At 71.4% G+C, this 26378-nt stretch carries 23 protein-coding genes; 8 read left to right on the forward strand and 15 right to left on the reverse strand.

Translation table 11 applies throughout. From position 1 onward, the window contains the following. The first annotated feature begins 122 nt into the window (after positions 1-122). The gene (idi, locus tag ACFYZJ_RS12780; protein ID WP_388566284.1) at positions 123-716 is read left to right on the forward strand and encodes an isopentenyl-diphosphate Delta-isomerase; all 594 of its coding nucleotides are present in this window, start codon (positions 123-125) and stop codon (positions 714-716) included. 82 nt (positions 717-798) lie between these two features. Here the strand turns inward: idi and ACFYZJ_RS12785 are convergent, their stop codons facing one another. After that, positions 799-1308: an ATP-binding protein gene (locus ACFYZJ_RS12785; RefSeq protein ID WP_388566667.1), complete on the reverse strand. Its 510-nt coding sequence runs from the start codon at positions 1306-1308 to the stop codon at positions 799-801. A 231-nt stretch (positions 1309-1539) separates the two neighbouring features. On the opposite strand from ACFYZJ_RS12785, the gene ACFYZJ_RS12790 reads away from it, so the two are divergent. Next, the gene (locus tag ACFYZJ_RS12790; RefSeq protein ID WP_388566287.1) at positions 1540-2289 is read left to right on the forward strand and encodes an enoyl-CoA hydratase/isomerase family protein; all 750 of its coding nucleotides are present in this window, start codon (positions 1540-1542) and stop codon (positions 2287-2289) included. Here ACFYZJ_RS12790 and ACFYZJ_RS12795 read toward each other — a convergent pair. Continuing rightward, complete coding sequence (locus ACFYZJ_RS12795; RefSeq protein WP_388566289.1) at positions 2276-2911, reverse strand: DJ-1/PfpI family protein; 636 nt, start codon at positions 2909-2911, stop codon at positions 2276-2278. The genes ACFYZJ_RS12790 and ACFYZJ_RS12795 overlap by 14 nt on opposite strands. A 10-nt stretch (positions 2912-2921) precedes the next feature. Next, positions 2922-3875 carry a GlxA family transcriptional regulator gene (locus ACFYZJ_RS12800; protein WP_388566291.1) on the reverse strand — a complete coding sequence of 318 codons (954 nt, stop codon included), beginning with the start codon at positions 3873-3875 and terminating at the stop codon, positions 2922-2924. A 113-nt stretch (positions 3876-3988) separates the two neighbouring features. Between ACFYZJ_RS12800 and ACFYZJ_RS12805 the strand changes: the two genes are divergently transcribed. From ACFYZJ_RS12805 to ACFYZJ_RS12815, 3 genes are all read left to right on the forward strand, one after another. After that, on the forward strand, positions 3989-4855 hold the full coding sequence (locus ACFYZJ_RS12805; RefSeq protein ID WP_388566293.1) for a hypothetical protein: 867 nt from the start codon (positions 3989-3991) through the stop codon (positions 4853-4855). Between the two features lie 52 nt (positions 4856-4907). Next, positions 4908-5033 carry an LPFR motif small protein gene (locus ACFYZJ_RS12810; RefSeq protein ID WP_258053467.1) on the forward strand — a complete coding sequence of 42 codons (126 nt, stop codon included), beginning with the start codon at positions 4908-4910 and terminating at the stop codon, positions 5031-5033. 135 nt (positions 5034-5168) lie between these two features. Further along, positions 5169-7526 carry a Tex family protein gene (locus ACFYZJ_RS12815; protein WP_388566297.1) on the forward strand — a complete coding sequence of 786 codons (2358 nt, stop codon included), beginning with the start codon at positions 5169-5171 and terminating at the stop codon, positions 7524-7526. Positions 7527-7596: 70 nt separating this feature from the next. Here the strand turns inward: ACFYZJ_RS12815 and ACFYZJ_RS12820 are convergent, their stop codons facing one another. The 4 genes from ACFYZJ_RS12820 to ACFYZJ_RS12835 all read right to left on the reverse strand — a co-directional run bounded on the left by ACFYZJ_RS12820 (position 7597) and on the right by ACFYZJ_RS12835 (position 13453). Then, complete coding sequence (locus tag ACFYZJ_RS12820) at positions 7597-8442, reverse strand: LLM class flavin-dependent oxidoreductase (RefSeq protein WP_388566299.1); 846 nt, start codon at positions 8440-8442, stop codon at positions 7597-7599. A gap of 190 nt (positions 8443-8632) precedes the next feature. Continuing rightward, the gene (locus ACFYZJ_RS12825; protein WP_388566302.1) at positions 8633-10273 is read right to left on the reverse strand and encodes an ABC-F family ATP-binding cassette domain-containing protein; all 1641 of its coding nucleotides are present in this window, start codon (positions 10271-10273) and stop codon (positions 8633-8635) included. Between the two features lie 48 nt (positions 10274-10321). Further along, on the reverse strand, positions 10322-11344 hold the full coding sequence (locus ACFYZJ_RS12830) for an oxidoreductase (RefSeq protein WP_388566304.1): 1023 nt from the start codon (positions 11342-11344) through the stop codon (positions 10322-10324). Between the two features lie 147 nt (positions 11345-11491). Next, on the reverse strand, positions 11492-13453 hold the full coding sequence (locus ACFYZJ_RS12835; protein ID WP_388566307.1) for a Xaa-Pro dipeptidyl-peptidase: 1962 nt from the start codon (positions 13451-13453) through the stop codon (positions 11492-11494). A 214-nt stretch (positions 13454-13667) separates the two neighbouring features. Here ACFYZJ_RS12835 and ACFYZJ_RS12840 point away from each other — a divergent pair, with 214 nt between their 5' ends. Beyond that, positions 13668-15161 (forward strand): M1 family metallopeptidase, encoded by a 1494-nt coding sequence (locus ACFYZJ_RS12840; protein WP_388566309.1) that lies wholly within the window; start codon positions 13668-13670, stop codon positions 15159-15161. A 110-nt stretch (positions 15162-15271) separates the two neighbouring features. Here ACFYZJ_RS12840 and ACFYZJ_RS12845 read toward each other — a convergent pair whose 3' ends face one another. From ACFYZJ_RS12845 to ACFYZJ_RS12875, 7 genes are all read right to left on the reverse strand, one after another. Beyond that, positions 15272-16738, reverse strand: coding sequence for an amino acid permease (locus tag ACFYZJ_RS12845; protein WP_388566312.1), 1467 nt, complete (start codon positions 16736-16738; stop codon positions 15272-15274). 271 nt (positions 16739-17009) lie between these two features. Continuing rightward, a complete protein-coding gene (locus tag ACFYZJ_RS12850) occupies positions 17010-19190 on the reverse strand; it encodes a 3-hydroxyacyl-CoA dehydrogenase NAD-binding domain-containing protein (RefSeq protein ID WP_388566316.1) in 2181 nt (726 codons plus the stop codon). A 97-nt stretch (positions 19191-19287) separates the two neighbouring features. Beyond that, on the reverse strand, positions 19288-20502 hold the full coding sequence (locus ACFYZJ_RS12855) for an acetyl-CoA C-acetyltransferase (RefSeq protein ID WP_388566319.1): 1215 nt from the start codon (positions 20500-20502) through the stop codon (positions 19288-19290). Between the two features lie 82 nt (positions 20503-20584). Then, positions 20585-21724: a CaiB/BaiF CoA transferase family protein gene (locus ACFYZJ_RS12860; protein ID WP_388566322.1), complete on the reverse strand. Its 1140-nt coding sequence runs from the start codon at positions 21722-21724 to the stop codon at positions 20585-20587. A 195-nt stretch (positions 21725-21919) separates the two neighbouring features. Continuing rightward, entirely contained in the window at positions 21920-22066 is a 147-nt protein-coding gene (gene mmpA / locus ACFYZJ_RS12865; RefSeq protein WP_388566326.1) for a morphogenic membrane protein MmpA, read from the reverse strand. A 62-nt stretch (positions 22067-22128) separates the two neighbouring features. Further along, a complete protein-coding gene (locus ACFYZJ_RS12870; protein WP_388566329.1) occupies positions 22129-22827 on the reverse strand; it encodes an endonuclease V in 699 nt (232 codons plus the stop codon). A gap of 34 nt (positions 22828-22861) precedes the next feature. After that, on the reverse strand, positions 22862-23185 hold the full coding sequence (locus ACFYZJ_RS12875; protein WP_388566332.1) for a plasmid stabilization protein: 324 nt from the start codon (positions 23183-23185) through the stop codon (positions 22862-22864). A gap of 291 nt (positions 23186-23476) precedes the next feature. Between ACFYZJ_RS12875 and ACFYZJ_RS12880 the strand changes: the two genes are divergently transcribed. Beyond that, on the forward strand, positions 23477-23893 hold the full coding sequence (locus tag ACFYZJ_RS12880) for an SsgA family sporulation/cell division regulator (protein ID WP_388566335.1): 417 nt from the start codon (positions 23477-23479) through the stop codon (positions 23891-23893). A 121-nt stretch (positions 23894-24014) separates the two neighbouring features. On the opposite strand, the gene ACFYZJ_RS12885 is transcribed toward ACFYZJ_RS12880, so the two are convergent. Then, positions 24015-24386 (reverse strand): isocitrate lyase/phosphoenolpyruvate mutase family protein, encoded by a 372-nt coding sequence (locus ACFYZJ_RS12885; protein ID WP_388566337.1) that lies wholly within the window; start codon positions 24384-24386, stop codon positions 24015-24017. A 326-nt stretch (positions 24387-24712) separates the two neighbouring features. On the opposite strand from ACFYZJ_RS12885, the gene ACFYZJ_RS12890 reads away from it, so the two are divergent. Then, positions 24713-26341, forward strand: a complete 1629-nt coding sequence (locus ACFYZJ_RS12890; RefSeq protein ID WP_388566340.1) for an ABC-F family ATP-binding cassette domain-containing protein — start codon at positions 24713-24715, stop codon at positions 26339-26341. Positions 26342-26378 lie beyond the last annotated feature (37 nt).

Raw genomic sequence — 26378 nt, forward strand, 5'->3', positions numbered from 1 at the left:
TCCCGGTGGTCCCCGGGGACCTTCCAGGGGCCGGGTCGGGACATGCGGGAAGGAACGAAGTGCCGGGAGTGCCGGATTCGTACGGCAGACTTGGGGCTGGACAACCGATGCGAAGGATGGGTATGCCGATCACACCTGCCACCGCGACGCACCGTTCGTCGAACGGCACCGCGGAAGCCATCATGCTGGAGCTGGTCGACGAGAACGGCACCACGATCGGTACGGCCGAGAAGCTCGCCGCCCATCAACCTCCGGGCCGGCTGCACCGGGCGTTCTCGGTGTTCCTCTTCGACGAGCGGGGCCGGCTGCTGCTCCAGCAGCGGGCGCTCGGCAAGTATCACTCCCCCGGTGTCTGGTCCAACACCTGCTGCGGTCACCCCTACCCGGGCGAGGCCCCGTTCGCGGCGGCGGCCCGGCGGACGTTCGAGGAGCTGGGCGTCTCCCCGTCGCTGCTCGCGGAGGCGGGCACGGTCCGCTACAACCATCCGGACCCGGACTCGGGCCTGGTGGAGCAGGAGTACAACCACCTCTTCGTCGGTCTGGTGCAGTCCTCCCTGCACCCGGACCCGGAGGAGGTGGGGGCGACGGCGTTCGTGACCGCGGAGGAGCTCGCTCAGCGGCACGCCGAGGACACGTTCTCGTCGTGGTTCATGACGGTCCTGGACGCGGCGCGGCCCGCGATCAGGGAGCTGACGGGACCGTCCGCGGGCTGGTGAGAGGGGGCCCGTCCGGCCCGTCCGGACGGACCCGCACGGTCCGCCGGTGAGGGGCCGGCTCAGGGGACGCGCGTGGGCTTGATCAGAGGATGACCGTGGGCTTGAGCGGAAGCGCCGCCCAGATCACCTTGCCGCCCCCGGCCGTGTGCTCGACGTCGCACACTCCCCCGGCCTCCCTGGTCACCTCACGCACCAGGAGCAGTCCGCGGCCGCCGGTACGGCCGTGGTCGGCCTCCAGCGCGCTCGGCCGGTAGGGGTGGTCGTCCTCCACCGCCACCCGCACCCACTCGGGGCCGACGGCGACCTCCACGGCGAGCATCGGCGACAGCAGCGCCGCGTGCCGGACGGCGTTGGTGACCAGCTCGGAGACGATCAGCAACAGCGCCTGCACGGTGTCGTCCGAGACGGGCACGCCCTGGCGGACGAGCAGGTCCCGGACCGCGTGCCGCGCCTGCGGCACCGAGGCGTCCACGGCGGCGGCGGTGAACCGCCACACCCCCTCGTACGGCAGCGGTCCCGAGGGCCGCACGCCTTCCGGCGCCCTCCCGCCGCCTTCAGGGCGTGGGCCAGACCCTCGCCCTTGGTTCTCCATCGTCCGGTCGCCACCCTTGCGCTCGATTGTCACCACACGTCGAGTGTTGGGAATGCGCTGGTCCGTCCCAAAAGACTGAACACAAGTCAGCGGGTATCGACGACATCTGACCGCCTGCGTATGACACGGTCAATTGTGTGACCACTCCTGATCCTTGCCGCGCCCCCTTGCGAACTCTTCGGGTTGTACGCGTTCGTCGAGCCCCCGGCGGCTGCGGATAGCATCCGGCGTATGGAGCCCCAGCTGCTGCACCGCGTCACCGACGGGGTCGCGACCGTCGTCATACACCATCCGGCCAAGCGGAACGCCATGACGGCCGGCATGTGGGAGGCATTGCCACCGCTGCTGGACGCCCTGGCCGCCGATCCCGCGGTCCGGGCGCTGGTCCTGACCGGGGAGGGCGGAACGTTCTGCGCGGGCGCCGACATCTCCACCCTGAGAGGTTCCCCGGAGCGCGCGCAGACGCTCGCGGTACGGGCGGAGGAGGCGCTGGCCGCGTTCCCGAAGCCGACGCTGGCGGCGGTGCGCGGGTACTGCGTGGGTGGCGGTGCCCAGCTCGCGGCGGCCTGCGATCTGCGGTTCGCCGAGGAGGGCGCGCTGTTCGGGGTGACGCCGGCCAAGCTGGGGATCGTCTACCCGGCCTCTTCGACCCGGCGGCTGGTGTCGCTAATGGGGCCGGGCACCGCCAAGTACCTGCTGTTCTCGGGCGAGTTGATGGACGCGGAGCGGGCGCTGCGAACCGGCCTGGTCGAGGAGGTGCTGCCGGAGGGGGAGCTCGACAAGCGGGTCGTGGAGTTCACGCGGGTGCTGGCTTCGCGCTCGCAGCTGACGCAGGCGGCCGCCAAGGAGTTCGCGAACGGGCTGACGGACCGGGACGCGTACTGGGCGGCGCAGGCGCTCGGCAGCGGCGACACCGCGGAGGGCGTCGCCGCGTTCCTGGAGCGCAGGCAGCCGCGGTTCACCTGGACTACCTCAGGATGAACCGGCTCCGTGCGCGGAGCCGCTCGACGATGTGCCTGGGCGCCTTGCGCGGGGATCCGGCGTCGTAGGGGGGCTGCGGGTCGTACTCGGTGGCCAGTTGTACGGCCTGGGCGTGTTCGTCGCCCGCGATGCGGCCGAGCAGGGTGAGCCCCATGTCGATGCCGGAGGAGACGCCGGCGGCGGTGACGTACTTGCCGTCGAAGACGACGCGCTCGCCGGCGGGTTCGGCGCCGAAGGGCTTCAGGGCGTCCAGGGCCAGCCAGTGGGAGGTGGCCCGGCGGCCCCTGAGCAGCCCGGCGGCGGCGAGCAGCAGGGAGCCGGTGCACACGGACGTCGTCCAGGCGCTGGTGGCGTCGACGGTGCGCAGCCAGTCGAGCAGCGCCCGGTTCTCCATCTGCCCGGTCTGTCCGGGGCCGCCGGGGACGACCACGATGTCGGGGTCCGGCACCTCGGCGAGCGTCCGGTCGGCGGTCAGCGCGAGGGCCCTGGTGTCGGTGCGCACGGGTCCGGTCCGCTCGGCGACGAACAGGGTCTGCGCGCCGGGGAGCCGGCCGAGGGTCTCGTACGGGCCGACGGCGTCGAGGGCGGTGAAACGGTCGTAGAGGACGATGGCGATCTGCATGGGGTTCCTCTCACCGGGCGGGCGCGGGACGGAAGCGGCGGCGGTACTCCGCCGGGGACGCGCCGAGCGCCTTGACGAATGCACGGCGCATGGCCTCGGGAGTTCCGTAGCCGCTGGCGCGGGAGACCTCCTCGATGCCGTCGGCGGTGTCCTCCAGGAGGCGGCGTGCGTGTTCGAGGCGGACGCGGTCGACATAGCGGCCCGGGGCCGTCCCCGTCTCGGCCTGGAAGGCGCGGGCGAAGTGACGGGGCGACAGCCGGGCGCGGGCGGCGAGCGACTCGACGGTGAGGTCGCCGTCCGGGTGCTCGGTGATCCACTGCTGGACCTGGCGCAGGGGCTCGCGCTGCGCGGTCTGGGCGGCGAGCTGGGCGCTGAACTGGGCCTGGTTGCCGGGGCGGCGCAGGAAGACGACCAGGTGGCGGGCGATGGTCAGGGCGGTGTCGCGGCCCAGGTCCTCCTCGACGAGGGCCAGGGCGAGGTCGATGCCGGAGGTGACGCCGGCCGAGGTGGCGATGTGTCCGTCGCGCACGTAGATGGGGTCGGGATCGACCGCGATCTCGGGGTGGTGACGGGCCAGCGTGTCGCAGTACGCCCAGTGGGTGGTGGCTCGGCGCCCGTCGAGGAGGCCCGCGCGGGCGAGCAGGACGGCGCCGGTGCAGACGGAGACCAGACGGTCGGCGCGGGGCCCGCGTTCCCGCAGCCAGTCGAGCAGGCGCTCATCGGTGTGCCGGCTGCCCTGACCGCCGGGGACGATCAGGGTGTGCGGGGTGGGCGCGTCGCAGAGGGCGTGGTCGGGCACCAGCGTGAGGCCGCTGGAGGTGCGGACCGGGCTGCCGTCGAGGGCGGCGGTGACGAGGCGGTAGGACCCGGGGCGGCGCAGTTCGGCGCCCGCGAAGACCTCCACGGGGCCGGTGACGTCGAGGCTCTGCACGCCGTCGAAGAGGACGACCAGGAGGGTGCGCATGCCGTCGATTCTTGGCGGTCGGCGGCATGGCCGCAACGACGAAGATCCCACCTTTCCTGCCATGACACACCGCGCGCCACTCGGCGTACCGACCAGTCGGTAATCTGCCGTTCATGACCTCTTCCCTGCCGGAGCGCGCCGGGCGGCGCTGCCACAATGTGATCAATCCACTGCACTCGACGCACTACTTCTCACCGGATCTGGAGCGCGAACTGACCGCGGTGGGCGTGTCCGACAGCAGGGCCGCCTACTTCGCGGTGCGGGCCGCCGCGCTGGGCGCCGTGGGCGCGGGTGTTGTGACGGCCGCGTTCTTCAACTTCCACCCCGGGCTGGTGGCACGGCATGTGCCCGCCGTGTGGGAGTCAGCGTCTCCCCAGGTGGTGCTCGCGGCACGCGCGCGTGCCGTCGACGCCACGCTGCGGCGACTGCTGGGCGAGGAGACCCTCGCCGCCAAGGAGATGGCCGAGGCGGCGGAGCTCGCGCTGCACGCGACGGAGGCGTGCACCCGGCACGCGCGCCCGCTGTACGCCGCACACGCCGATCTGCCGGTGCCGGAGGAACCGCACCTGGCGTTCTGGCACGCGGCCACGCTGCTGCGGGAGCACCGTGGCGACGGCCATCTCGCGGCGCTGCTGGCCGCGGACCTCGATCCGGTGGAGGCGCTGGTGACGCACACCGCGACCGGCAAGGGCATGGCCCCGAAGTGGGTGCTCGGCACGCGCGGCTGGCGCCGGGAGGACTGGGACGCGGCGTGCGAGCGGCTGCGCGAGCGTGGACTGCTCGGTCCGGAGGGCGAGTTGACCGAGGCGGGCACCGCGCTGCGCGGGGACATCGAGGCGGAGACCGACCGCCTGGACCGGGCCCCGTACGAGCACCTCGGCGCCGCGGGCGTCGAACGGCTGACGGAGCTCGCGAGTGCGTTCCTGACCAGGGCTCTTACGGCCGGGGCCTTCCCGGAGGGCATGATCGGCAAGGGATGAGGTACCCGGGCGCCACCCGGTGGTCCACACCGGGAGGCGAAAGGGGAAGCTTGTGTTCCGTGCGATCGCAGACGTACTGCGCCAGATCGGCGGCGCCGTCGCGACCGTCGTGACGCTGCCGTTCCGGGCACTGGCCCGGCTGTTCGGCGGGGCTTCGGGCTCCGCCCGCCGGGCCTGAGCGGGTACGAGGACCCCTGTCCGTGGGGCGGCGGAGCCCGGCTCCGCCGCCCCGTGTCCGTGCCCTGAGCCGCCGTTGTCGGTGCGACCTGCCACAATTGCCGCGCAACCTCAGTGGAGAAGGCGGTACGGGATCGTGACGACACCCCTCGTAGGGTCCATCGAAGGCAGGATCGCCGAGGAGCTCGGCGTACGGGAGCGGCAGGTGAAGGCCGCGGTCGAGCTGCTGGACGGCGGTTCGACGGTGCCTTTCATCGCCCGCTACCGCAAGGAAGCGACCGAGATGCTCGACGACGCGCAGCTGCGCGTGATCGAGGAGCGGCTGCGCTATCTGCGGGAGCTCGAGGAGCGGCGCACGGCGATCCTGGAGTCGGTGCGCGAGCAGGGCAAGCTCACCGACGAGCTTGAGGCGCAGATCCGAAGCGCGGAGACCAAGGCGCGCCTGGAGGACATCTACCTGCCCTACAAGCCGAAGCGGCGCACGAAGGCGCAGATCGCACGGGAGGCGGGTCTGGAGCCGCTGGCCGAGGGCCTGCTCGGCGACCCGGCGGTCGAGCCGCTCGCCGCTGCCTCCGCGTTCGTCGACGCCGACAAGGGGGTGCCCGACCCGCAGGCCGCGCTGGACGGCGCGCGGGCGATCCTCACCGAGCGCTTCTCCGAGGACGCGGACCTGATCGGGGAGCTGCGCGAGCGCATGTGGGTGCGCGGACGGCTGGCCTCCAAGGTGCGGGAGGGCAAGGAGGAGGCGGGCGCCAAGTTCGCCGACTACTTCGACTTCGCCGAGCCCTTCACCGAGCTGCCCTCGCACCGGATCCTCGCCCTGCTGCGCGGCGAGAAGGAGGAGGTCCTCGACCTGGTCCTGGAGCCGGAGGAGCCGACGGCCGGCCCGTCGTCGTACGAGGCAATCGTGGCGCACCGCTTCGGGATCGCCGACCGCGGCCGCCCCGCCGACAAGTGGCTGCTGGACACGGTCCGCTGGGCCTGGCGCACCCGCATCCTGGTGCACCTCGGCATCGACCTGCGGCTCAGGCTGCGCACGGCCGCCGAGGACGAGGCTGTCAAGGTCTTCGCGGCCAACCTGCGCGACCTGCTGCTCGCCGCCCCCGCCGGCACGCGCGCGACGCTGGGCCTGGACCCCGGTTTCCGTACCGGGGTGAAGGTGGCCGTGGTGGACGCGACCGGCAAGGTGGTCGCGACCGACGTGATCCACCCCCACGTCCCGGCCAACAGGTGGGACGAGGCGATCGCCAAGCTGGCGCGGCTGGCCAAGGAGCACGCGGTCGAGCTGATCGCGATCGGCAACGGCACGGCGTCCCGCGAGACCGACAAGCTCGCCGGTGAACTCATCGCGAAGCACCCGGAGTTGAAGCTCACCAAGGTGGTGGTGTCCGAGGCGGGCGCGTCGGTGTACTCCGCCTCCGCGTTCGCCTCGCAGGAGCTGCCGGACATGGACGTGTCGCTGCGTGGCGCCGTCTCCATCGCCCGCCGTCTGCAGGACCCGCTGGCCGAGCTGGTGAAGATCGACCCGAAGTCGATCGGCGTCGGCCAGTACCAGCACGACCTGTCTGAGGTGAAGCTGTCACGCTCGCTGGACGCGGTGGTCGAGGACTGTGTGAACGCCGTGGGGGTGGACGTCAACACGGCGTCCGCTCCGCTGCTCGCACGGGTCTCCGGCATCTCCTCCGGGCTCGCGGAGAACATCGTGGCCCACCGCGACGCCAACGGCCCGTTCACCTCGCGCGCACAGCTGAAGAACGTGGCACGGCTCGGGCCCAAGGCGTACGAGCAGTGCGCGGGCTTCCTGCGGATCCGGGGCGGCGACGATCCGCTGGACGCGTCCAGCGTGCACCCGGAGGCGTACCCGGTGGTGCGGCGGATGGTGAAGACGACGGGCCAGGAGGTGGCGTCACTGATCGGCAACACGGCGGTGCTGCGCTCGTTGAAGGCGTCCGACTTCGTGGACGAGACGTTCGGTCTGCCGACGGTGACGGACATCCTGAAGGAGCTGGAGAAGCCGGGCCGCGACCCGCGCCCGGCGTTCAAGACGGCCAGCTTCAAGGAAGGCGTGGAGAAGATCTCCGACCTGTCGGCCGGGATGATTCTCGAGGGCGTGGTCACGAACGTCGCCGCCTTCGGCGCTTTCGTGGACGTAGGCGTCCACCAGGACGGCCTTGTGCACGTCTCCGCGATGTCGAAGACGTTCGTCAAGGACCCGCGGGACGTGGTGAAGCCTGGGGACATCGTCAAGGTGAAGGTGCTGGACGTGGACATTCCGCGCAAGCGGATCTCGCTGACGCTGCGCCTGGACGACGAGGCCGCTGCGCAGGGGCAGTCCTCCGGCGGAGGCCGGCAGCGCAGCGGCGGCCGTCCCCCGCAGCAACGCCAGGGCCGCCAGGGCGGCGGCTCCCGCCAGGCTCCCCCGCCGGCCAACAGCGCGATGGCGGACGCACTGCGCCGCGCGGGCCTGCTGGACCAGAAGCCGGGCCGCCGCTGAGGTGTCGGGCCCGGGCCCCGCTCGTCCTGGGGCCCGGGCCCGTCCCGGCGAAGCCTGCGGGTTCAGGCCGTCACAGGACGTCGGCCAGGCGATCCACCTGCGCGGGGTCGAGACCGTAGCAGTAGAGCATCACCTCGTCGGCGCCGAGGTCGGTGAAGGCGGTGATCGCCTCGCGGATCTCCGCCGGTGTGGTGAGCATTGCGGCGACCATCCGGTCGGCCATGCCGGTGAAGGTGTAGTAGGCGTGCATGGCGGCCCGGGCGTCGTCGATCACCACCTGGGGGCCGAGCGCCACATTGACCTGCGCGACGAGGCGGGGCTCACCGTCGCGGCCGTGTTCCTGCCAGAATCCACGGACGGTGTCGAACAGGCCGCCCGCCCAGGAGGGCGGCGCGGCGGCCAGGAAGCCGTCGCCCCACCGCGCGACGCGTTCGAGCGCGGCCGGCTTGAACCCGCCGAAGAGCACCTCCGGGCCGCCCGGACGAGAGGGCGCCGGTCCGATCGGGCCGGCGCCCTCGCCGTACGGTTCGCCGGACCACAGGCGGCGCATGACCGCCATCTGCTCGTCGAGGCGCCGGCCGCGGGTGCGCGGGTCGGTGCCCGTGGCACGGTGGTCGTCGTCACGGCCGCCGATGCCCAGGCCGAGGACCAGCCGCCCACCGGTCATCCGGTCCAGGGTGGCTGTCTGCTTGGCGAGCAGGGCGGTGTCGCGCAGCGGGGCGAGCAGCACCTCGGTCTGGACGCGGATGCGGGAGGTGGCGCCCGCGAGGACGGAGAGCGCGACCAGCGGTTCGGGGTTGTCGTAGACGAGCCGGTCGAGCAGGCCGAGGGTGCTGAAGGGCCCGGCGTCCGCGTGCCGCGCCCAGGTGAGCAGGGTGGTCGGGTCGCCGATGGGCAGACCGATACCGACGTTCATACGGGAGACCTCCGACAGGAAGGGTCGACAAGGACAGCTGCCGCCCCTCCGGCACCTCGGCGGGGCGGTTGCGCAATCCGCCCAGGTGGGACGCTCCCGCTCTGCGGCGTACTTCGGGGGAACGTCTCGTCGGAGTGAACTCACTGTAGAGCGAGGGAAGTTCGGGCAACAAGCCGATTTCCCGACGCGGTCACCGGTGTTCCGTCACCTTGCCGTCGGCCACCTCCAGGCGGCGTGTCACCCGTACCGCGTCCAGCATCCGGCGGTCGTGGGTGACGAGGAGCAGGGTGCCCTCGTAGGAGTCCAGGGCCGACTCCAGTTGTTCGATCGCCGGCAGGTCCAGGTGGTTCGTCGGCTCGTCCAGGACCAGCAGGTTGACGCCGCGGCCCTGGAGCAACGCCAGCGCGGCCCGGGTCCGTTCGCCCGGGGAGAGGGTCGCCGCGGGACGCAGGATGTGGTCCGTCTTCAGGCCGAACTTGGCGAGCAGGGTACGGACCTCGACCGGCTCGGTGTCCGGGACCGCCGCGCGGAACGCGTCCAGCAGGGTCTCCGGGCCGTGGAACACCTTGCGGGCCTGGTCGACCTCGCCGACCAGGACACCCGAGCCGAGGGAGGCGTGGCCCGCGTCCAGCGGGACACGGCCGAGCAGCGCGCCGAGCAGTGTGGACTTGCCCGCGCCGTTCGCGCCCGTCACCGCGACCCGGTCCGCCCAGTCGATCTGGAGGGACACCGGACCGAAGATGAAGTCGCCGCGCCGGATCTCCGCGTCCCGCAGCGTGGCGACGACCGCTCCCGAACGCGGGGCCGCCGCGATCTCCATGCGCAGTTCCCACTCCTTGCGAGGCTCCTCGACGACCTCCAGGCGCTCGATCATCCGCTGCGTCTGCCGGGCCTTCGCGGCCTGCTTCTCGCTGGCCTCGCTGCGGAACTTGCGGCCGATCTTGTCGTTGTCGCTCGCCTTGCGGCGCGCGTTCTTGACGCCCTTGTCCATCCAGGCGCGCTGCATCTGGGCACGTTCCTGGAGGGCGGACTTCTTGTCGGCGTACTCCTCGTACTCCTCACGGGCGTGCCGACGCGCCCACTCGCGTTCCTCCAGGTAGGCCTCGTATCCGCCGCCGTAGAGGTTGATCTGCCGCTGGGCGAGGTCGAGTTCGAGGACCTTGGTGACCGTGCGGGTGAGGAACTCGCGGTCGTGGCTGACGACCACCGTCCCGGCGCGCAGCCCGCCGACGAACCGCTCCAGCCGCTCCAAGCCGTCCAGGTCGAGGTCGTTCGTGGGCTCGTCGAGGAGGAAGACGTCGTAGCGGGAGAGCAGCAGGGAGGCAAGACCGGCGCGGGCCGCCTGCCCCCCGGACAGGGACGTCATCGGTTGGTCGAGGCCCACGCCCAGGCCCAGGGAGTCGGCGACCTCCTCGGCGCGCTCGTCGAGGTCCGCGCCGCCGAGGGCGAGCCAGCGCTCCAGGCTCGCCGCGTAGGCGTCGTCGGCGCCGGGCGCCCCGTCGACGAGCCCCTGTGTGGCCTCGTCCATCGCGTGCTGGGCCTGAGCCACGCCGGTGCGGCGCGCCAGGAACTCCCGCACCGTCTCCCCCGGCCTGCGCTCCGGCTCCTGCGGCAGATGCCCGACCGTCGCGGTCGGCGGGGACAGCCGCAGCTCGCCCTGCTCCGGGGTGAGCAGCCCGGCGAGCATGCGCAGCAGGGTGGACTTGCCGGCGCCGTTGGCACCGACGAGCCCGATCACATCACCGGGCGCGACGACGAGGTCGAGCCCGGTGAACAGCGAGCGGTCGCCGTGCCCGGCGGCGAGGTTCTTGGCGACGAGGGTGGCAGTCATCAGACCGCCGATCCTAATGGCCGCCCGATGCCGTCCGCCGCCGGACTCTCACCGCGTCACGGCCGCCACCAGCACGCTTCCCGACGTCCGCGCCACGAGGAACGCCTCGCCCTGCACCGCCTTGGGGTCAAGGGTGACACGGTGACGGCCCGGCTCCAGGATGCCGTCGAAGACCTCACCGGTGTGGGTGCGGTAGAGGCGGTCCAGGCGGTGGGCGGTGAGACGGACGCGGCAGGCGGAGGTCACCTCGACGTACGCGACGCCGTCGGTGGTGACCAGTCCCGTCAGACGGCGCTGTTCGATCGGGGCCCGGTCCAGCGCCTGTTCGATCTGGGCGACGAGCAGCGGGACGATCGGGGCGAGTCCGTCGACGTAGGCCACGTCGAGCCCGGCGTGCTCGAAGGAGCGGCGCACGGCGGCCCGTTCGTCCGCGGTGACCGCCCGGCCGAAGGCGACGGCACCGTACTGGCGCAGTTCCTCGGCGGGCACGCCGGTCGCGTCGCGGGTGATGTCGGCGCCGATGCCGATGGTGCGCAGGGCCGCGGCGAGCTTGGCGAGCACGGCGACACGGGCGCCGATCAGCAGCACACGGCGTCGGGACGCCGGGGCACCGCCGTCCAGCAGCGCGCCGAGCGCCGCACAGTACTCGGCGCCGTGGAAGCGAAAGGGGCCGATGCCGTGGTAGCCGTTGAGCTCCGGATCGGCGGACTCGTCGGTCTGCCAGGCGAAGTCCCGCCAGATGTAGTCGTCGCCGTCGCGCTCGATGACCGCGGTGACCGCTCCGCAGGCCAGGTCCTCGCACTCGGGGCAGCCGTACAGGAGGTACCGGCCGCCAGGCAGTGGAGCCTGGGTCTCCAGCAGCAGCCCGCGCACCTGTGCGGTGAAGATGGCGGGCGGTACGTCGGAGGCCAGGGGCGAGACGGCGTCCAGGTCGGAGAGCCGGTGCAGCAGCGGACGTCCGTCGACGACGAAGTCCACGAAGTCCCGGTGCGCTTCGTAGTCACCGTCGGCGAGGACGGCACCGGCCCGCATCGCCGGTGCCAGGCCGAAGGTCGCGTATTCGGCAGACATGCTGTGAGTATCCCCACACGGCGAGTGATGTGAGCACGGCAGAAAGGATTCGGATGGGTTCGGACGGACGGCGTACCGGGGGTGGCGGGGCGGCGGACCTGCATGACCCGGCCGCCCCGCCACCCCGTCAGGAGCCCTGCGCCGCCGTCAGGTGCCGTCGGGGACGCGGTGGACCGTGTGCGGGCCCGGCACGGTCTCCAGGCCGTACGGCGTGGTGGGCGCCGCAGTGGACGACGACGACCCGGAGGTGGCGCCCGTGAACGCCGTGGCCCCTCCGACGAGCGGCACCCGGGCCGCCGTGCGGGACAGGTCCACGGTCAGGGTGGGCGTGCTGGACGGAGGGTCGATGAGGTCCTTGTCGGTGCCGGCGACGATCAGCGCCAGCCGGTGGCCCTTCGGGACCACGTGGTCGGTGGCGGCCAGGTCGAGGGTGATCGTGTAGGGCCGGCCGGGGGTCAGCGGGACGCCCTTCGTGTCCGAGGCGTAGTGGCCGAGGTCCGCCCAGCCGCGGCTGAACACCGTGGCGGCGACGTCCGTCTTCTTCGCCTGGGTGACCTTGAAGCAGGCGCTGTCGCCGGCCGTGCTCGCGCCCCAGCAGGTGCGGTCGGTGAGCGTGGTGATGCCCTCCGCGGAGTCGGCGTAGTCCCGGATCGTGTCGGGGCCGAGGTCGACCAGCACGGCGGACAGATGGGCCGAGGAGGTGGTGGGTGTGACGGTGACGGTCACCGTGGAGGAGCCGGAGACGCGCAGGTCCTTGGTCAGGGGTGGGGTGATGAACCCGGCCTTGTCCGGGGTGGACCGGTCGATGTGCGCGGCCCAGTCGGTCTCACCGAGCTGCGGGTCGTCGGTGAAGGTCTCGCTGCCGGTGCCGGGGCGCAGCCCGAGGGTGCCGACGCCCGCCCGGTCGCCGTGGCCCGGGCGCAGGGTGGTAGTGGCCGTGTCGCGCGGCGGCCAGGCGGTGGAGGTGACCCACTGGTCGGGGTGGCGTTCGATGTCGGCCATGGGCTCACGGTCGACGCCGTTGTCGTAGCCGAGGAGTTCGTGGTCGAACCAGCGGTGCAGGGCCTCCACCCACGCGGCGCGCCGGTAGTCGAAGGGGTCGACGTGCCCGGTCTGCGAGAGCCAGATCTTGCGCTCGACGCCGTGCTCGGCGAGCGCGTTCCACCACTGGCCCAGGTGCTTGGTGCGCACGTTGAGGTCCTGCATTCCGTGCACCAGGAAGACGCTGGCCCGAACCTTGCCCGCGTCCTTCACGTAGTCACGTTCGGTCCACAGCGGTGTCCAGTCACCGGTGCGCGGCGCGCCGTCGACGAGTTGTCGCTGCACGGCGGCGCACTTGGCGCGGGCGTCGGGGCTCTCGACGTAGTTCGACAGCCAGTTGGGGCCGGAGTCGTACAGGGACGCGCCCTTGGCGAAGTAGTAGTCGTACCAGGAGGAGATGGCGCTGATGGGCACGACGGTCCTCAGGCCCTTGACGCCGGTGGCGGCGACTCCGTTGGCGATGGTGCCGTCCCAGCTCTTGCCGATCATGCCGGTGGCGCCGTTGGTCCAGCCGGCCCTGGCGGGCGTGGTGCCGGTGCGGGTGGTGTAGGCCCTGGCCCGGCCGTTCAGCCAGTCGACCACGGCCTTGGCGGACTGGATGTCGGAGCGCCCGCCGACGTCCACACAGCCGTCGGAGCGATTGGTTCCGGCCAGGTCGACGCCGACGAAGGCGTAGCCGCGCGGCACGAAGTAGTTGTCGTAGAAGAGCGGCATCTGGACGACGTGGCCGCTCGCGTCGTAGGTCTTCTTCTGGCTCTCGTTGCCGCGCCCGCAGCAGGAGTAGTAGGGGCTGGCGTCCATGATGACGGGGACCTTGCGGCCCTGGGCGGCGGGTTCGCGCGGCCGGACGATGTCGGCGGCGACACGGTCGGTCTTCCCGTCGCCGTCGCGGTCCAGGCCGGTGTCCACCCAGACGGACTCACGGATGGCGTTCTCGTACGAGTAGACGGGCCGGCTCTCCCGGGGCGCGCTGTGGGCCGCCGACGGGGTGAGGAAGACCGCCAGGAGGGCGGCGGTGACCGCCGTCGCGAGCGGTCTGAAGGCTCTGAGGGGGGTGGTGATCCGCATGCGCGGGACGGTACCGGCATCAACTGGCGTGCAGAAGGGCGCATCTGAGGGACAGTCGGCGTCAGGTGGGGTCGACGGGGCCGACTGGACGGGCCGGCTCATGTCGGCCGGATGGCGATCGTGTGACAGGGGGTGCCATGGACATGCCGTGGGGTGCGGGGTCTGAATAGGCTCCGACACAACAGACCTCGTGCCCCTACGACTTGGAGTTCTCGTGCACCGCAGACTCATCGCCCCGGGCGCACTCGCGGCGGCTTCCCTGTTGCTGGCGATCCCGGCATCGGCGGCCGACTACAGCCCCGGTGCTCCGGGTATCGGCGACCCCTACTACCCGTACTACGGCAACGGCGGATACGACGTCTCCCACTACGACCTGCGGCTGACCTACCAGCCGAAGACGGACGAGCTGCAGGGCACGACGACGATCCTGGCGCGGACCACGCAGGACCTGTCTCGGTTCGACCTGGACTTCCTGCTGGATGTCAGCGAGGTCCGGGTGAACGGCGCGAAGGCGTCCTTCACCACCTCGGGACAGCACGAGCTGGTGGTCACCCCCGCGACCCCGCTGCCGAAGGGAACGCCGATCACCGTCGTGGTCCGCTACAGCGGCGTGCCGTCCACCAAGAGCGCGTACGGCTTCACCGCCTGGCACCGCACCCCGGACGGCGCGGTCGCCGCGGACGAGCCCGAGTCGGCGTGGTGGTGGTTCCCGAGCAACGACCACCCGAGCGACAAGGCGACGTACGACGTGTCGGTGGCGGTGCCGGACGGCACCCAGGCGATCTCCAACGGCACACTGCAGTCGACGAGTTCCAAGCTGGGCTGGACCCGCTACAACTGGCGGGAGAACAAGCCGCAGGCGACGTATCTCGCCACGCTCGCGCTCGGAAAGTTCGACATCACGACGAGCACCTCGGACGGCGGCGTACCGGTCGTCAACGCCTACAGCAAGGACCTCGGCGACAACGACGGGGCCGCGCGGGCGAGCGTGGAGCGCACCGGGGAGATCGTCGACTGGCTCAGCGGCTACTTCGGGCCGTATCCGTTCAGCTCGGCGGGCGGCTATGTGCCGAACACGACCACCGGGTACGCGCTGGAGACGCAGACCCGGGTGTACTACAGCCCGAAGCAGTTCGCGAACGGCTCCAACACGTCCGTGGTGGTGCACGAGCTGGCGCACCAGTGGTACGGCGACGACGTGTCGCTGAAGGGCTGGAAGGACATCTGGATCAACGAGGGCTTCGCGCGGTACGCGCAGTGGCTGTGGTCGGAGCACGAGGGCGAGGGCACCACGCAGGAGCTGGCGGACTACGTGTACGCATCGCACCCGGCCGACGACGCCTTCTGGACGGTGAAGCCGGGTGACCCGGGGCCGGACAAACAGTTCGACATCGCGGTCTACGACCGGGGTGCGCTGGCCATCCAGGTGCTGCGGAACGCGATCGGGGACGACGCGTTCTTCGCCGTCCTGAAGGGCTGGCCGAAGGAGCACGCGTACGGCAACGCCTCGGTCGCCGACTTCCGGGCGTACGCGGAGAAGGTGTCCGGGAAGCCGCTGGGGGCGCTCTTCGACACGTGGCTGTTCCAGCCGTCGAAGCCGGCCGCACCGGCGGCGCGTGCCGCGTCCGTCGCGCCGGCTTCGGGCGCTGTGACGCAGCCGAGGTCCTGGAAGAAGATCGCGGCCACGAACGACGTGCACTCCGGCTGATCGGCGGCGCCCCACCGGGGCCCCGGCCGGCTCGCGGGTACGAGGCCGGCTCCTGGGTGTACACGGGGAGCCGGCCTCGGCAGGAGCGGGCGGCGCGAGGGCCGCTGAGCCTACTTCGTGAGGTCGGACAGTTCCCGGTTCGTGGCGTCTTCGATCCGGCGGCGCAGCGCGAACCAGCCACCGACGAGCAGGACCGCGATCACGGGGATGAGCAGCAGGGTCTTGCGGCCAACCTCGGGGTCGTTCCACATCAGGCCGAGGCAGACCAGCAGGAAGGCGATCGTCGCGATCTCCGTGACCGGGCTGGCGGGCAGCCGGAAGGACGGGCGGGTGACCTGGCCCGCGCGGGCGCGGCGGACGAAGACCAGGTGGCAGATCATGATGATCACCCAGGTGCTGACGATCCCGAGGGAGGCGACGTTCAGCACGATCTCGAAGGCCTGGCTCGGTACGAAGTAGTTCAGTGCGACGCCGATCACGCACACCGCGCAGGTGAGCAGGATGCCGCCGTAGGGCACCTGGCTGCGGTTCATCCGCGCCGTGAACTTCGGCGCCGAGCCCGCCATGGCCATGGAGCGCAGGATGCGGCCGGTGGAGTACAGGCCGGAGTTCAGCGAGGACATCGCGGCGGTGAGGACGACCAGGTTCATCACGCCGCCCGCGCCGTGAACGCCGATCTTCGACAACACGGTGACGAAGGGGCTCTCGTCGCCGGAGTACACCGAACCCGGCAGCAGCAGCGCGAGCAGGACCACCGAGCCGACGTAGAACAGACCCACCCGCCACATGATCGAGTTCACCGCGCGGGGAACGATCTTCTCGGGCTCCGCGGTCTCACCCGCGGCGACGCCCACCAGCTCCAGGGCCGCGTACGCGAAGATCACGCCCTGCATCACCAGGACGACGGGCATGAGCCCGTGCGGGAAGATCCCTCCGTTGTCCGTGATCACGCCGAGTCCGGGGGTGCGGCCGTCCACCTCGTGCTGCGTGGCCAGCAGGAAGATGCCGACGAACATGAAGGCCACCAGGGTGGCGACCTTGATGATCGCGAACCAGAACTCCATCTCGCCGAAGATCTTCACCGAGATCAGGTTCACGGCCAGCACGACCGCGAGGGCGATCAGGGCGAGCACCCACTGAGGGATGGAGGTGAAGAAACTCCAGTAGTGGGTGTAGAGCGCGATGGCGGTGATGTCGGCGATACCGGTCGTCGACCAGTTCAGGAAGTACATCCAGCCCGCGACGTACGCGCCCTTCTCACCGAGGAACTCGCGCGCGTACGACACGAACGACCCGGACGACGGCCGGTACAGGACCAGCTCACCGAGGGCGCGCACGACGAAGAAGGCGAAGACGCCGCAGACCAGGTACGCCAGTGCGAGGGCGGGACCCGCGTTGTGCAGCCGTCCTCCGGCACCGAGGAAGAGCCCGGTGCCGATCGCCCCGCCGATCGCGATCATGTTGATATGGCGGGCCTTGAGGTCCTTGCTGTAACCGGCGTCGCCCGCGTCCGCGGGCGCCCGGGTCGCATCGGTGCGGGATGCAACCGCGGCCGTGTTCACGGCGTCCTTGCTCACGAGTGGATCTACTCTCTGGTACGCCCGGCGCTGGGGTGGTGCGCGGGTTTCCGGATGGGGCTCGGTCCGGCCGGCCCTGACGCGGCACAGACCAAGGGCTCACCTTCTCCCAGACGCCGATCCCCATGCGATGGCGCACGTCACAGAGCGGGACTTCTCACATCTCCCTCACCGGATCACCCTGCGGTGGTCATGAAGCCGTCACGCCGCAGCGTCGACCCCGCTCGGGGGACCCGGCGCAGGATTCCTGGCCCCGGGCCCCCGAACCGTCTCAGCGGGCGTCGGTGAACCGCTCCCCCTTCTCCGCCTTCTCCACCAACAGCGCGGGGGGCGCGAACCGCTCTCCGTAGCGCTCCGCCAGCTGCCGGGCGCGGGCCACGAACCCGGGCAGGCCGCCCTCGTAGCCGTTGATGTACTGCAGGACGCCGCCGGTCCAGCCGGGGAAGCCGATGCCGAAGATCGAGCCGATGTTGGCGTCGGCGACGGAGGTGAGCACGCCCTCTTCGAGGAGCCGTACGGTGTCCAGCGCCTCCGCGAACAGCATGCGCTCCTGCATGTCGCGGAACGGGATCTGGTGCCCGGGCCTGGTGAAGTGCTCGCGCAGCCCCGGCCACAGCCGCCCGCGCCTGCCGTCCTCGTCGTACTCGTAGAAGCCGGCGCCGCCGCTGCGCCCGGTGCGGCCGAACTCGTCGACCATGCGGTCGATGACGGCCTCCGCCGGGTGCGGGGTCCAGGTGCCGCCGGCCTCCTCCACGGCCCGCCTGGTCTCGTTGCGGATCTTGCGCGGCAGGGTCAGTGTCAGCTCGTCCATCAGGGACAACACCTTGGCCGGGTAGCCCGCCTGGGCCGCCGCCTGCTCGACGGACGCCGGCTCGATGCCCTCGCCGACCATCGCGACGCCCTCGTTGATGAAGTGGCCGATGACACGTGAGGTGAAGAAACCGCGCGAGTCGTTGACGACGATCGGCGTCTTGTTGATCTGCCGCACCAGGTCGAACGCGCGCGCCAGCGCCTCCTCCCCGGTCCGCCCGCCCTTGATGATCTCGACCAGCGGCATCTTGTCGACCGGCGAGAAGAAGTGCAGCCCGACGAAGTCGGACTGCCGCTCCACACCCTCCGCGAGCGCGGTGATCGGCAGCGTGGAGGTGTTGGAGCACAGCAGCGCGTCGGGCTCGACGACGTGCTCGATCTCCTGGAACACCTTGTGCTTGAGCGCCGGGTCCTCGAACACGGCCTCGATGACGGCGTCGCAGCCCGCGAGGTCGGCGGCCTCGGCTGTGGGGGTGATACGGGCGAGCAGCGCGTCCGCCTTCTCCTGGGTCGTGCGCCCCTTGCCGACCGCCTTGGCGCACAGCTTCTCGGAGTAGCCCTTGCCCTTGACGGCCGCCTCCAGGGAGACGTCCTTGAGGACGACCTCGATGCCCGCACGGGCGCACGCGTAGGCGATGCCCGCGCCCATCATCCCGGCGCCGAGGACGCCGACCTTGCGGACCTGGCGCGGCTCGATGCCCTTGGGGCGGTTGGCGCCGGAGTTGACGGCCTGGAGGTCGAAGAAGAACGCCTGGATCATGTTCTTCGCGGTCTGCCCGGTGACCAGTTCCGTGAAGTAGCGCGCCTCGATGGTCAGGGCCGTCTCGAAGTCGACCTGGGAGCCCTCGACGGCCGCCGCGAGGATGTTGCGCGGGGCCGGGTAGGGGGCGCCGTTCAACTGCTTCTTCAGGTTCGCCGGGAAGGCGGGCAGGTTGGCCGCGAACTTCGGGTTCGACGGCGTACCGCCCGGGATCTTGTAGCCCGGCACGTCCCAGGGCTGCCGGGACTCGGGGTTGGCGTCGATGAAGGCGCGGGCCTTGGCCATCATCTCCTCGGGGGTGGCCGCCACCTCGTGCACGAGCCCGTTCTCCAGCGCCCGCCGGGGCCCGTACTGGGTGCCCTGGAGCAGCACCTTCAGCAGGGCGTCGGCGATGCCCATCAGGCGTACGGTGCGGGTGACGCCGCCGCCCGCCGGGAGCAGGCCGAGCGTGACCTCCGGCAACCCGATCTTCGAGCCGGGGGCGTCGAGGGCGATGCGGTGGTGGGAGGCGAGCGCGATCTCGTAACCGCCGCCGAGGGCCGCCCCGTTGAGGGCGGCGACGACCGGCTTGCCGAGGGTCTCGATCCGGCGCAGGGAGTTCTTGATCGCGGTGCCGGTCTCGAACACCTGCTGGGCGTCCTCGGGACCTGCCTTGATCATGTCCTTGAGGTCGCCGCCCGCGAAGAAGGTCTTCTTGGCGGAGGTGTAGATGATGCCGCGGATGGAGTCCTTCTCGGCCTCGGCGCGCTCGGCGATCGCCGCGATCGACTCCTTGAACGCCTGGTTCATGGTGTTCGCGGACTGGTCGGGGTCGTCGAGGACGAGGGTGACGACGCCGGTGTCGTCCTGCTCCCAGCGGATGGTGGTGGACTCTGTGCTCATGGGGGTACTCCGTAAGGTCCGTTTGGATCCGTAAGGTCCGTTCAGATCCGCCGGATCCGCCAGATCTGTTCGCACCGTTCGATCCGTTGGGGGAAGGTCAGACGCGCTCGACGATCGTCGCGATGCCCATACCGCCGCCCACGCACAGCGTGGCCAGCCCGTACCGCTTGTCCTGCCGCTCCAGTTCGTCCACCAGCGTGCCGAGGATCATCGCGCCCGTCGCGCCGAGCGGGTGGCCCAGGGCGATGGCGCCGCCGTTGACGTTGACCTTGTCCAGGGACAGCCCCATGTCCTTGACGAAGCGCAGCACGACCGCGGCGAACGCCTCGTTGATCTCGACCAGGTCGATGTCGTCGATGGTCAGCCCGGCCTTGGCGAGGGCCTTGCGGGTGGCGGGCGCGGGGCCGGTGAGCATGATCGTCGGCTCGGAGCCGGAGACCGCCGCGGAGACGATCCGGGCCCGGGGCCGCATCCCGTACCGCTGGCCGGCCTCCTTGGAACCGATGGCGACGAGGGCCGCGCCGTCCACGATGCCGGAGGAGTTGCCCGCGTGGTGGACGTGGTCGATCCGCTCGATCCAGTGGTACTTCTGCAGCGCCACCGCGTCGAAGCCGCCCAGTTCGCCGATGTCGGCGAACGACGGCTTGAGCTTCGCGAGCGAGTCGGCGGTCGTGCCGGGCCGCATGTGCTCGTCGTGGTCGAGGACGACGAGGCCGCTGCGGTCCTTCACCGGGACCACCGAGCGGTCGAAGCGGCTGTCCTTCCAGGCCGCCGCCGCGCGCTCCTGGGACAGGGCCGCGTACTCGTCGACATCCCGCCGGGAGAAGCCCTCGAGGGTGGCGATGAGGTCGGCGCCGATGCCCTGCGGCACGAAGTTGACCGTCATGTTGGTCATCGGGTCGGCGAACCAGGCGCCGCCGTCCGAAGCCATCGGGACTCGGGACATGGACTCGACGCCGCCCGCGAGCACCAGGTCCTCCCAGCCCGAGCGGACCTTCGCGGCGGCCAGGTTGACGGCTTCGAGACCGGAGGCACAGAAGCGGTTCTCCTGGACGCCGGCCACCGTGTCGGGCAGTCCGGCGGCGATCGCGGCGATCCGGGCGATGTCGGAGCCCTGGTCGCCGACCGGGCTCACCACACCGAGCACGATGTCGTCGATCGCGGCGGGGTCGAGGTCGGGGAAGCGCCGCCGCGTCTCGTGGATGAGCCCGACCACCAGGTCGATGGGCTTGGTGCCGTGCAGGGCGCCGCCTGCCTTGCCGCGCCCGCGCGGGGTGCGGATCGCGTCGTAGACATACGCTTCGGTGCTCAACTGTCAGCCTTTCGAGGAGGGTCGGCCGGGCAGGCTCGGCTCAGGAGGGTCGAAAGCTTCGTCGGTCGCCGGTCCGAGGGCTTCATCGGTCGCCGTTCCCGAGGAGTCGGGGCACGTCCCAGTCTCGGGCGACGTCCTCGGTGTCGGTGCCGGGCTGGGCGGGCCCGCTGTGCACCGCCGTATGGGTGACCGAGAAGCGGGGCGCGGGCGCCGGCTGGGTGATGCCGCCGTGGTCGGTGAAGGTGCCGCGGGCGGCGAGGTGGGGGTGTGCCGGGGCCTCCCGGAGCGACAGGACGGGCGCCACGCAGGCGTCGGAGCCCTCGAAGACGGCGGTCCACTCGTCGCGCGTGCGCGTCTTGAAACGGGCCGCGACCATCTCGCGGAGTTCACCCCAGCGGGCGACGTCCTTGCGGGCCGGGGCCCGGTCCGCGATCCCCAGCAACTCCACGAACTCCGCGTAGAACCGCTGTTCAAGGGCGCCCACCGCCATGTAGCGGCCGTCGGCCGTCTCGTAGGTGCCGTAGAACGGGCAGCCGCCGTCGAGGAGGTTGGCCCCGCGCCGGTCCTGCCAGCCCCCGGCGGCGAGCATGCCGTGGATCATCGAGGCGAGGTGGGCGGCACCGTCGACGATGGCCGCGTCCACCACCTGGCCGGTGCCGGTCGCACGGGCGTGGTGGAGGGCGGCGAGGACGCCGACGACGAGGTAGAGCGCGCCGCCCGCGTAGTCGCCGACGAGGTTCGCGGGGATCGCCGGCGGCGCGTCCGGGGCGCCGATCATGCCGAGCGTGCCGGTGAGCGCGATGTAGGCGATGTCGTGTCCGGCGCGCGGTGCGAGCGGGCCCTCCTGGCCCCAGCCGGTCATCCGGCCGTAGACGAGCCGGGGGTTGCGGGCGTGGCAGGTCCCCGGGCCGACGCCGAGGCGTTCCGCGACGCCCGGGCGGTAGCCCTCGATGAGGATGTCGGCGCGCTCGGCCAGGTCCAGGACGCGTGCCGGGCCCTCGTCGTTCTTCAGATCGACGATCACCGAGCGCTTGTTGCGGTTCGTGACGTCGTACTCGGGGTCGACGGCGAGCCCGTTGCCGTTCGGCCGGTCGACGCGGACGACGTCGGCGCCGAGGTCGGCGAGGAGCATCCCGGCGAACGGGCCGGGCCCGATACCGGCCAGCTCGACGACGCGCACGCCGGCGAGGGGGCCCTGCCCCGGCGTCCTTGCCACTGCCATCCGGCCCCCAGCTCCGTGACACACCGATGCGGCATTCGCGGTGTCGAGAACGTGTTCCAGTACCGCACTATCCGATCGAGCAAGCGCTTAGTCAAGCACCAGGCTCGGATCGCACACTCTCCGTACTCACCTTCTCACCCCACGCTAACCCCGGGCACCGACAACAGCGCGAGAGGGGGAACGATGCGGCCGGTCTCAGGACCCCCACTGCAGGACCGTGACGACCATCCCGACGATCCAGGCGAGACCGGCGACAACCGCGAGCAGCAGAGCGGCCGTCACGGCCCGCCCGACGGGCTGGGCCAAGTGGCTCACGGTCTTGGGCGCACGGTGTGTCGTCATACGGCCCACCCTGCCGATCAGAGCGGTGCGGTCACATCGGTACGCATACTCAGGCGCCGTACTCAGGACGCCGACGCGACGGCCTCCTTGAGGGCGCGCCGACACAGGCTGTCGGCGCGCCGGGTGGACTCGGGGACGCGGTACACGGGGGCGAGCGCAAGGGTGTGCGCGCAGGCGCCGGCGAGGCCGACGCGGTGTCCCACGGAGACGAACACCGGCTTGACGCCCCGCTGGGTGCGCAGGGCGCTGCCGACCTCGTCGGTGCCCGCGAGAAGCGGGCTCCTGCTGCCGCGCTCGGCCCCGGGCTCCTCGTAGGTGAAGGTGAACGGGTTCTTGGCGACGCCGATCGTGGGCAGTCCGGTGAGGACGCCGAGGTGGCTGGCCAGACCGAAACGGCGCGGATGGGCGAGGCCGTAGCCGTCGCAGACGACCAGCCCGGGGTCGTGGTCCAGGGCCTCCAACGCGGCCAGGACCGTGGGTATCTCGCGGAAGGCCAGCAGGCCGGGGACGTACGGGAAAGAGACCTCGCCGACGGCGGTGGCCTCGGCGAGTGGAGTGAGCGTACCCGCGTCCAGGACCACGGCCGCCGCGGCGACCACGCCGCACTCGTCGTCGTAGGCGACGTCCACCCCCGTGACCGGGCCGGTCCCGGGCGGCGGCCCCGGTTCGTCGAGGATCACCCGGCCGCGCAGGTCGTCCTGCACGGCACGGGCCTCTTCTTCGGTGGCGGGCCAGCCCGCGGGAGTGCGTACGGTGGTCATGATGGTGACGAGCGTACGACCCCACGGCCTGCCGTCACTTGCCCAGCGCGCGCTGCAGCTCGCTCTTGTTCATGTCCGAGCGGCCACGGATGTTGCGCCGCTTGGCCTCCTCGTACAGCTGGTCGTAGGTCGGACCCTGGGAGCCCTTGCCCGAGCGCTCTCCGCCGCGCTTGGCGGACGACTTGTCCTGGGTGGACGTGCGGCTCGCGCTCTTGGACTCCCCGGAACGGGCGCGCTCCTTGTTCACGGTGCGCGCCGCGATCTCCTTGGCGCGCCCCTCGCTCTCCCCGCGGTCGCGCGCGCTCTCCTTGATGTGCTCGTACTGACGTTCCCGCTTGGGGCTCGAGCCGCGTGGCATGACCGTCACTTCCTCTCCGGATGCGGCTGTTCCACGGGTACCCCCTTTTCGCCGGGGTGCACCGGCACCGCCCGCCCGGGAACCGTACGCGCGTGCGGGATGTCCTCTCCGGTGTCCCGAGAAAGCGGCACACCGGAGTGATCGCCCTCACCGTGCACCGCCCGGTGGCATGGACTCGGTGACAGAGGTCACTCGCATTTCATGTGCACGGATCGGCCGATTCCACCGTCTCTTCAAGTGCCTGGCCTCATCCGCCCGAAGTCCGTCCAGCCGTCACAAGGGAGCAAGGCGTTGTCCACCGTCATCGAGCAACCCGTGGAGGCCCGTCTCGTCGCTGCCGCGCCACGCATGCCGAGCATTCCGGCCGTGCTCCACTACGACCGGCGCGACCCGTTCGCCGTCCGCATGACCTTCCCCGCCCCGGCCACCCTGGAGGGGGTGGAGGTGTGCTGGACCTTCGCCCGCGAACTCCTCACCGCCGGCCTGGAGGGCCCGGAGGGGCACGGGGACGTCCGGGTGCGGCCGTACGGCTACGAGCGCACCGTGCTGGAGTTCCACGCCCCGGAGGGAACCGCCGTCGTGCACGTCCACTCGGACGAGGTCCGGCGCTTTCTGCGGCGGACCACCGAGCTGGTACCGGTGGGTCTGGAGCATCTTCAGGTGGACCTGGACCACGACCTGGCCGAGCTGATGCGGGACGCGTGCTGAGCTGACCGGTGCTCCCGCTCGCCGTCGAGGCTCCGGTTCGACGGCAAGTGCGGGTGATTCGTGGCTGGTGGCGCCCAGGTGATCCGTGGCTGGTGGCGCCCACTCGCGCAGCCGCGCACAGTCACAGCGCCGCGCCCCTGGGGAGCCCTGACGGCCTGCTCCCGGTAGCCCATTGAGTTCCCCGTGGTCGAGGCCGTCGGGCAGTGTGCGTGCGTCGCCGCGACCAGCAGCTCCCCGCGGCGCGGCGGACCAGGGCGTGGGCGGCCCGCGCGATGCCCGAGTCGGCGCTGACGCGGGCGAGGCCGAGAGCGGCCAGTTCGGCGACCGTGGGCGCGCCCCGGCCGACCATCACGTTCAACGGGCCCTCGATGCCCTCGGCGAGCGTCTTCACGGTTCCCGGGTCGACGGCCCCGGGGACGAAGACGCCGTCCGCCCCGGCGACGAGGAACGCCGCGGACCGCTCCAGGGGACTCCGCCGGGCCGCCGGCGCCACGCGGACACGTGTCCAGGCGCGCGTCGACGAGCAGCGGCGCCCCGGCCGTGTCGCGCGTTTTAATGCGTTGACGTCATCAGGAGCCCCTCGTACGGTGTAGACGCTTCTGCCCCCGCCGAGAGGAGAAGGACGTTGCTCGTCTGAGGTCTTGAGACACCGCGTCACACAGCGCTGTCCGTGTCTGTGTGCGTCGCGTGCGACCTCGGCGTTCGAGCCGTCCTGTCGGTGCGGAGCTTGCCTTCCCCCCGTTCGTGGACCGTCGCCTCATGCGGTGTCTCACACGCGTTGCCCGATACCCGCCACCCCTGAGCAACCGCGAGGCCCGTATGTCACCTTTCATCACCTGTACGTCCCTGTCCTTCTCCTGGCCCGACGGCACCGCCGTCTTCGACGACCTTCAGGTGGCCTTCGCCTCCGGCAGGACCGGACTCGTCGGAGTCAACGGATCCGGGAAGTCCACGCTGTTGAAGCTGATCGCCGGTGAACTCACCCCGGCCTCGGGCACCGTGCGCGTCGTCGGCGAGATCGGCCATCTCCCGCAGAATGTCACGCTCGACACCGCCCTGCGGGTCGACGAGGCCCTCGGGATCGCCGCGCGGCGTGCCGCGCTGCACGCCATCGAGGCGGGCGACGCGGCGGAGGAGCACTTCGCGACCGTCGGCGACGCCTGGGACGTGGAGGAGCGCGCCGAGGCGACGCTCGCCGAACTCGGCCTCGGTCACATCGGCTTGGACCGCACCATCGGCGAGGTCTCGGGCGGCGAGTCGGTCCTGCTGCGGCTGGCCGCGCTGCTGCTGCGCCGCCCGGACGTGCTGCTGCTCGACGAACCCACCAACAACCTCGACCTGTATGCGCGCCGACGGCTGTACGCGGCGGTCGAGGCGTGGCCGGGGGTCATGGTCGCGGTCAGCCACGACCGGGAACTCCTCGACCGGGTCGACCAGATCGCCGATCTGCGCGCCGGGGAGATCACCTGGTTCGGCGGCACCTTCTCCGCGTACGAGGAGGCACTGACCGTCGAACAGGAGGCGGCGGAGCGCATGGTGCGCGTCGCCGAGGCCGATCTGCGCAAGCAGAAGCGCGAACTGGTGGACGCGCAGGTGAAGTTGGCGCGCCGCAAGAAGTACGGACAGAAGATGTGGGACAGCAAGCGCGAACCGAAGATCGTCATGGGAGCGCGCAAACGGGCCGCCCAGGAGTCGGCGGGCAAGCACCGCATCCTGCACGAGGAGCGGCTCGCCGAGGCCAGGGAGCGGCTGGACGAGGCGGTGGAAGCGGTCCGGGACGACGACGAGATCCGGGTCGACCTGCCGCACACGGCGGTACCACCGGGGCGGTCCGTCCTGACGCTCCGGGACCTGCAGCTGACCTACGGCGCCCGCGTGGACGGCGGCCTGGACCTGCACGGCCCGGAGCGGATCGCGCTGATCGGGCGCAACGGCGCGGGCAAGACCACGCTGCTGCGCACCATCGCCGGCGAGTTGGAACCGGTGGCGGGCGAGGCGACGGCGCATGTGCCGCTGCGTTTCCTGCCGCAGCGGCTGGACGTCCTCGACGACGGACTGACGGTCGCACAGAACGTGGCCCGGTTCGCACCCGACGCCACCAACAACCGGATCCGGGCGCGCCTGGCCCGCTTCCTGTTCCGCGGCGCGCGGGCCGACCAGCCGGCCGGGACCCTGTCGGGCGGCGAGCGCTTCCGCGCCGCCCTGGCCGCACTGATGCTCGCCGAGCCCGCGCCGCAGTTGCTGATGCTGGACGAGCCGACCAACAACCTCGACATGGTTAGCGTGCGGCAGCTCACCACGGCCCTGGAGTCGTACCAGGGCGCGCTGATCGTGGCGAGCCACGACCTGCCGTTCCTGGAGTCGATCGGCATCACACGCTGGCTGCTGCTCGACGGGGAGCTGAAGGAGACCACGCCGGAGGCCGTCGGGGACCCCGATCGACCCTGATCGGTGCGGAGCCTGCTTCGCACGGTGCCGGGGCCCG

This window comes from Streptomyces sp. NPDC001848 (assembly GCF_042891915.1).
In the GTDB taxonomy this organism is placed as follows: Bacteria; Actinomycetota; Actinomycetes; order Streptomycetales; family Streptomycetaceae; genus Streptomyces.

Excerpts from the sequence above, each read along its gene's own strand:
- ACFYZJ_RS12820 (WP_388566299.1), bottom strand. The coding sequence starts at position 8,442 with ATGAACGTCGGTATCGGTCTGCCCATCGGCGACCCGACCACCCTGCTC.
- ACFYZJ_RS12890 (WP_388566340.1), top strand. The coding sequence starts at position 24,713 with ATGTCACCTTTCATCACCTGTACGTCCCTGTCCTTCTCCTGGCCCGAC.
- ACFYZJ_RS12860 (WP_388566322.1), bottom strand. The coding sequence starts at position 21,724 with ATGGCAGTGGCAAGGACGCCGGGGCAGGGCCCCCTCGCCGGCGTGCGC.
- ACFYZJ_RS12835 (WP_388566307.1), bottom strand. The coding sequence starts at position 13,453 with ATGCGGATCACCACCCCCCTCAGAGCCTTCAGACCGCTCGCGACGGCG.
- ACFYZJ_RS12830 (WP_388566304.1), bottom strand. The coding sequence starts at position 11,344 with ATGTCTGCCGAATACGCGACCTTCGGCCTGGCACCGGCGATGCGGGCC.
- ACFYZJ_RS12870 (WP_388566329.1), bottom strand. The coding sequence starts at position 22,827 with ATGACCACCGTACGCACTCCCGCGGGCTGGCCCGCCACCGAAGAAGAG.
- ACFYZJ_RS12825 (WP_388566302.1), bottom strand. The coding sequence starts at position 10,273 with ATGACTGCCACCCTCGTCGCCAAGAACCTCGCCGCCGGGCACGGCGAC.
- ACFYZJ_RS12790 (WP_388566287.1), top strand. The coding sequence starts at position 1,540 with ATGGAGCCCCAGCTGCTGCACCGCGTCACCGACGGGGTCGCGACCGTC.
- ACFYZJ_RS12850 (WP_388566316.1), bottom strand. The coding sequence starts at position 19,190 with ATGAGCACAGAGTCCACCACCATCCGCTGGGAGCAGGACGACACCGGC.
- ACFYZJ_RS12785 (WP_388566667.1), bottom strand. The coding sequence starts at position 1,308 with ATGGAGAACCAAGGGCGAGGGTCTGGCCCACGCCCTGAAGGCGGCGGG.
- idi (WP_388566284.1), top strand. The coding sequence starts at position 123 with ATGCCGATCACACCTGCCACCGCGACGCACCGTTCGTCGAACGGCACC.
- mmpA (WP_388566326.1), bottom strand. The coding sequence starts at position 22,066 with ATGACGACACACCGTGCGCCCAAGACCGTGAGCCACTTGGCCCAGCCC.
- ACFYZJ_RS12875 (WP_388566332.1), bottom strand. The coding sequence starts at position 23,185 with ATGCCACGCGGCTCGAGCCCCAAGCGGGAACGTCAGTACGAGCACATC.
- ACFYZJ_RS12800 (WP_388566291.1), bottom strand. The coding sequence starts at position 3,875 with ATGCGCACCCTCCTGGTCGTCCTCTTCGACGGCGTGCAGAGCCTCGAC.
- ACFYZJ_RS12795 (WP_388566289.1), bottom strand. The coding sequence starts at position 2,911 with ATGCAGATCGCCATCGTCCTCTACGACCGTTTCACCGCCCTCGACGCC.
- ACFYZJ_RS12805 (WP_388566293.1), top strand. The coding sequence starts at position 3,989 with ATGACCTCTTCCCTGCCGGAGCGCGCCGGGCGGCGCTGCCACAATGTG.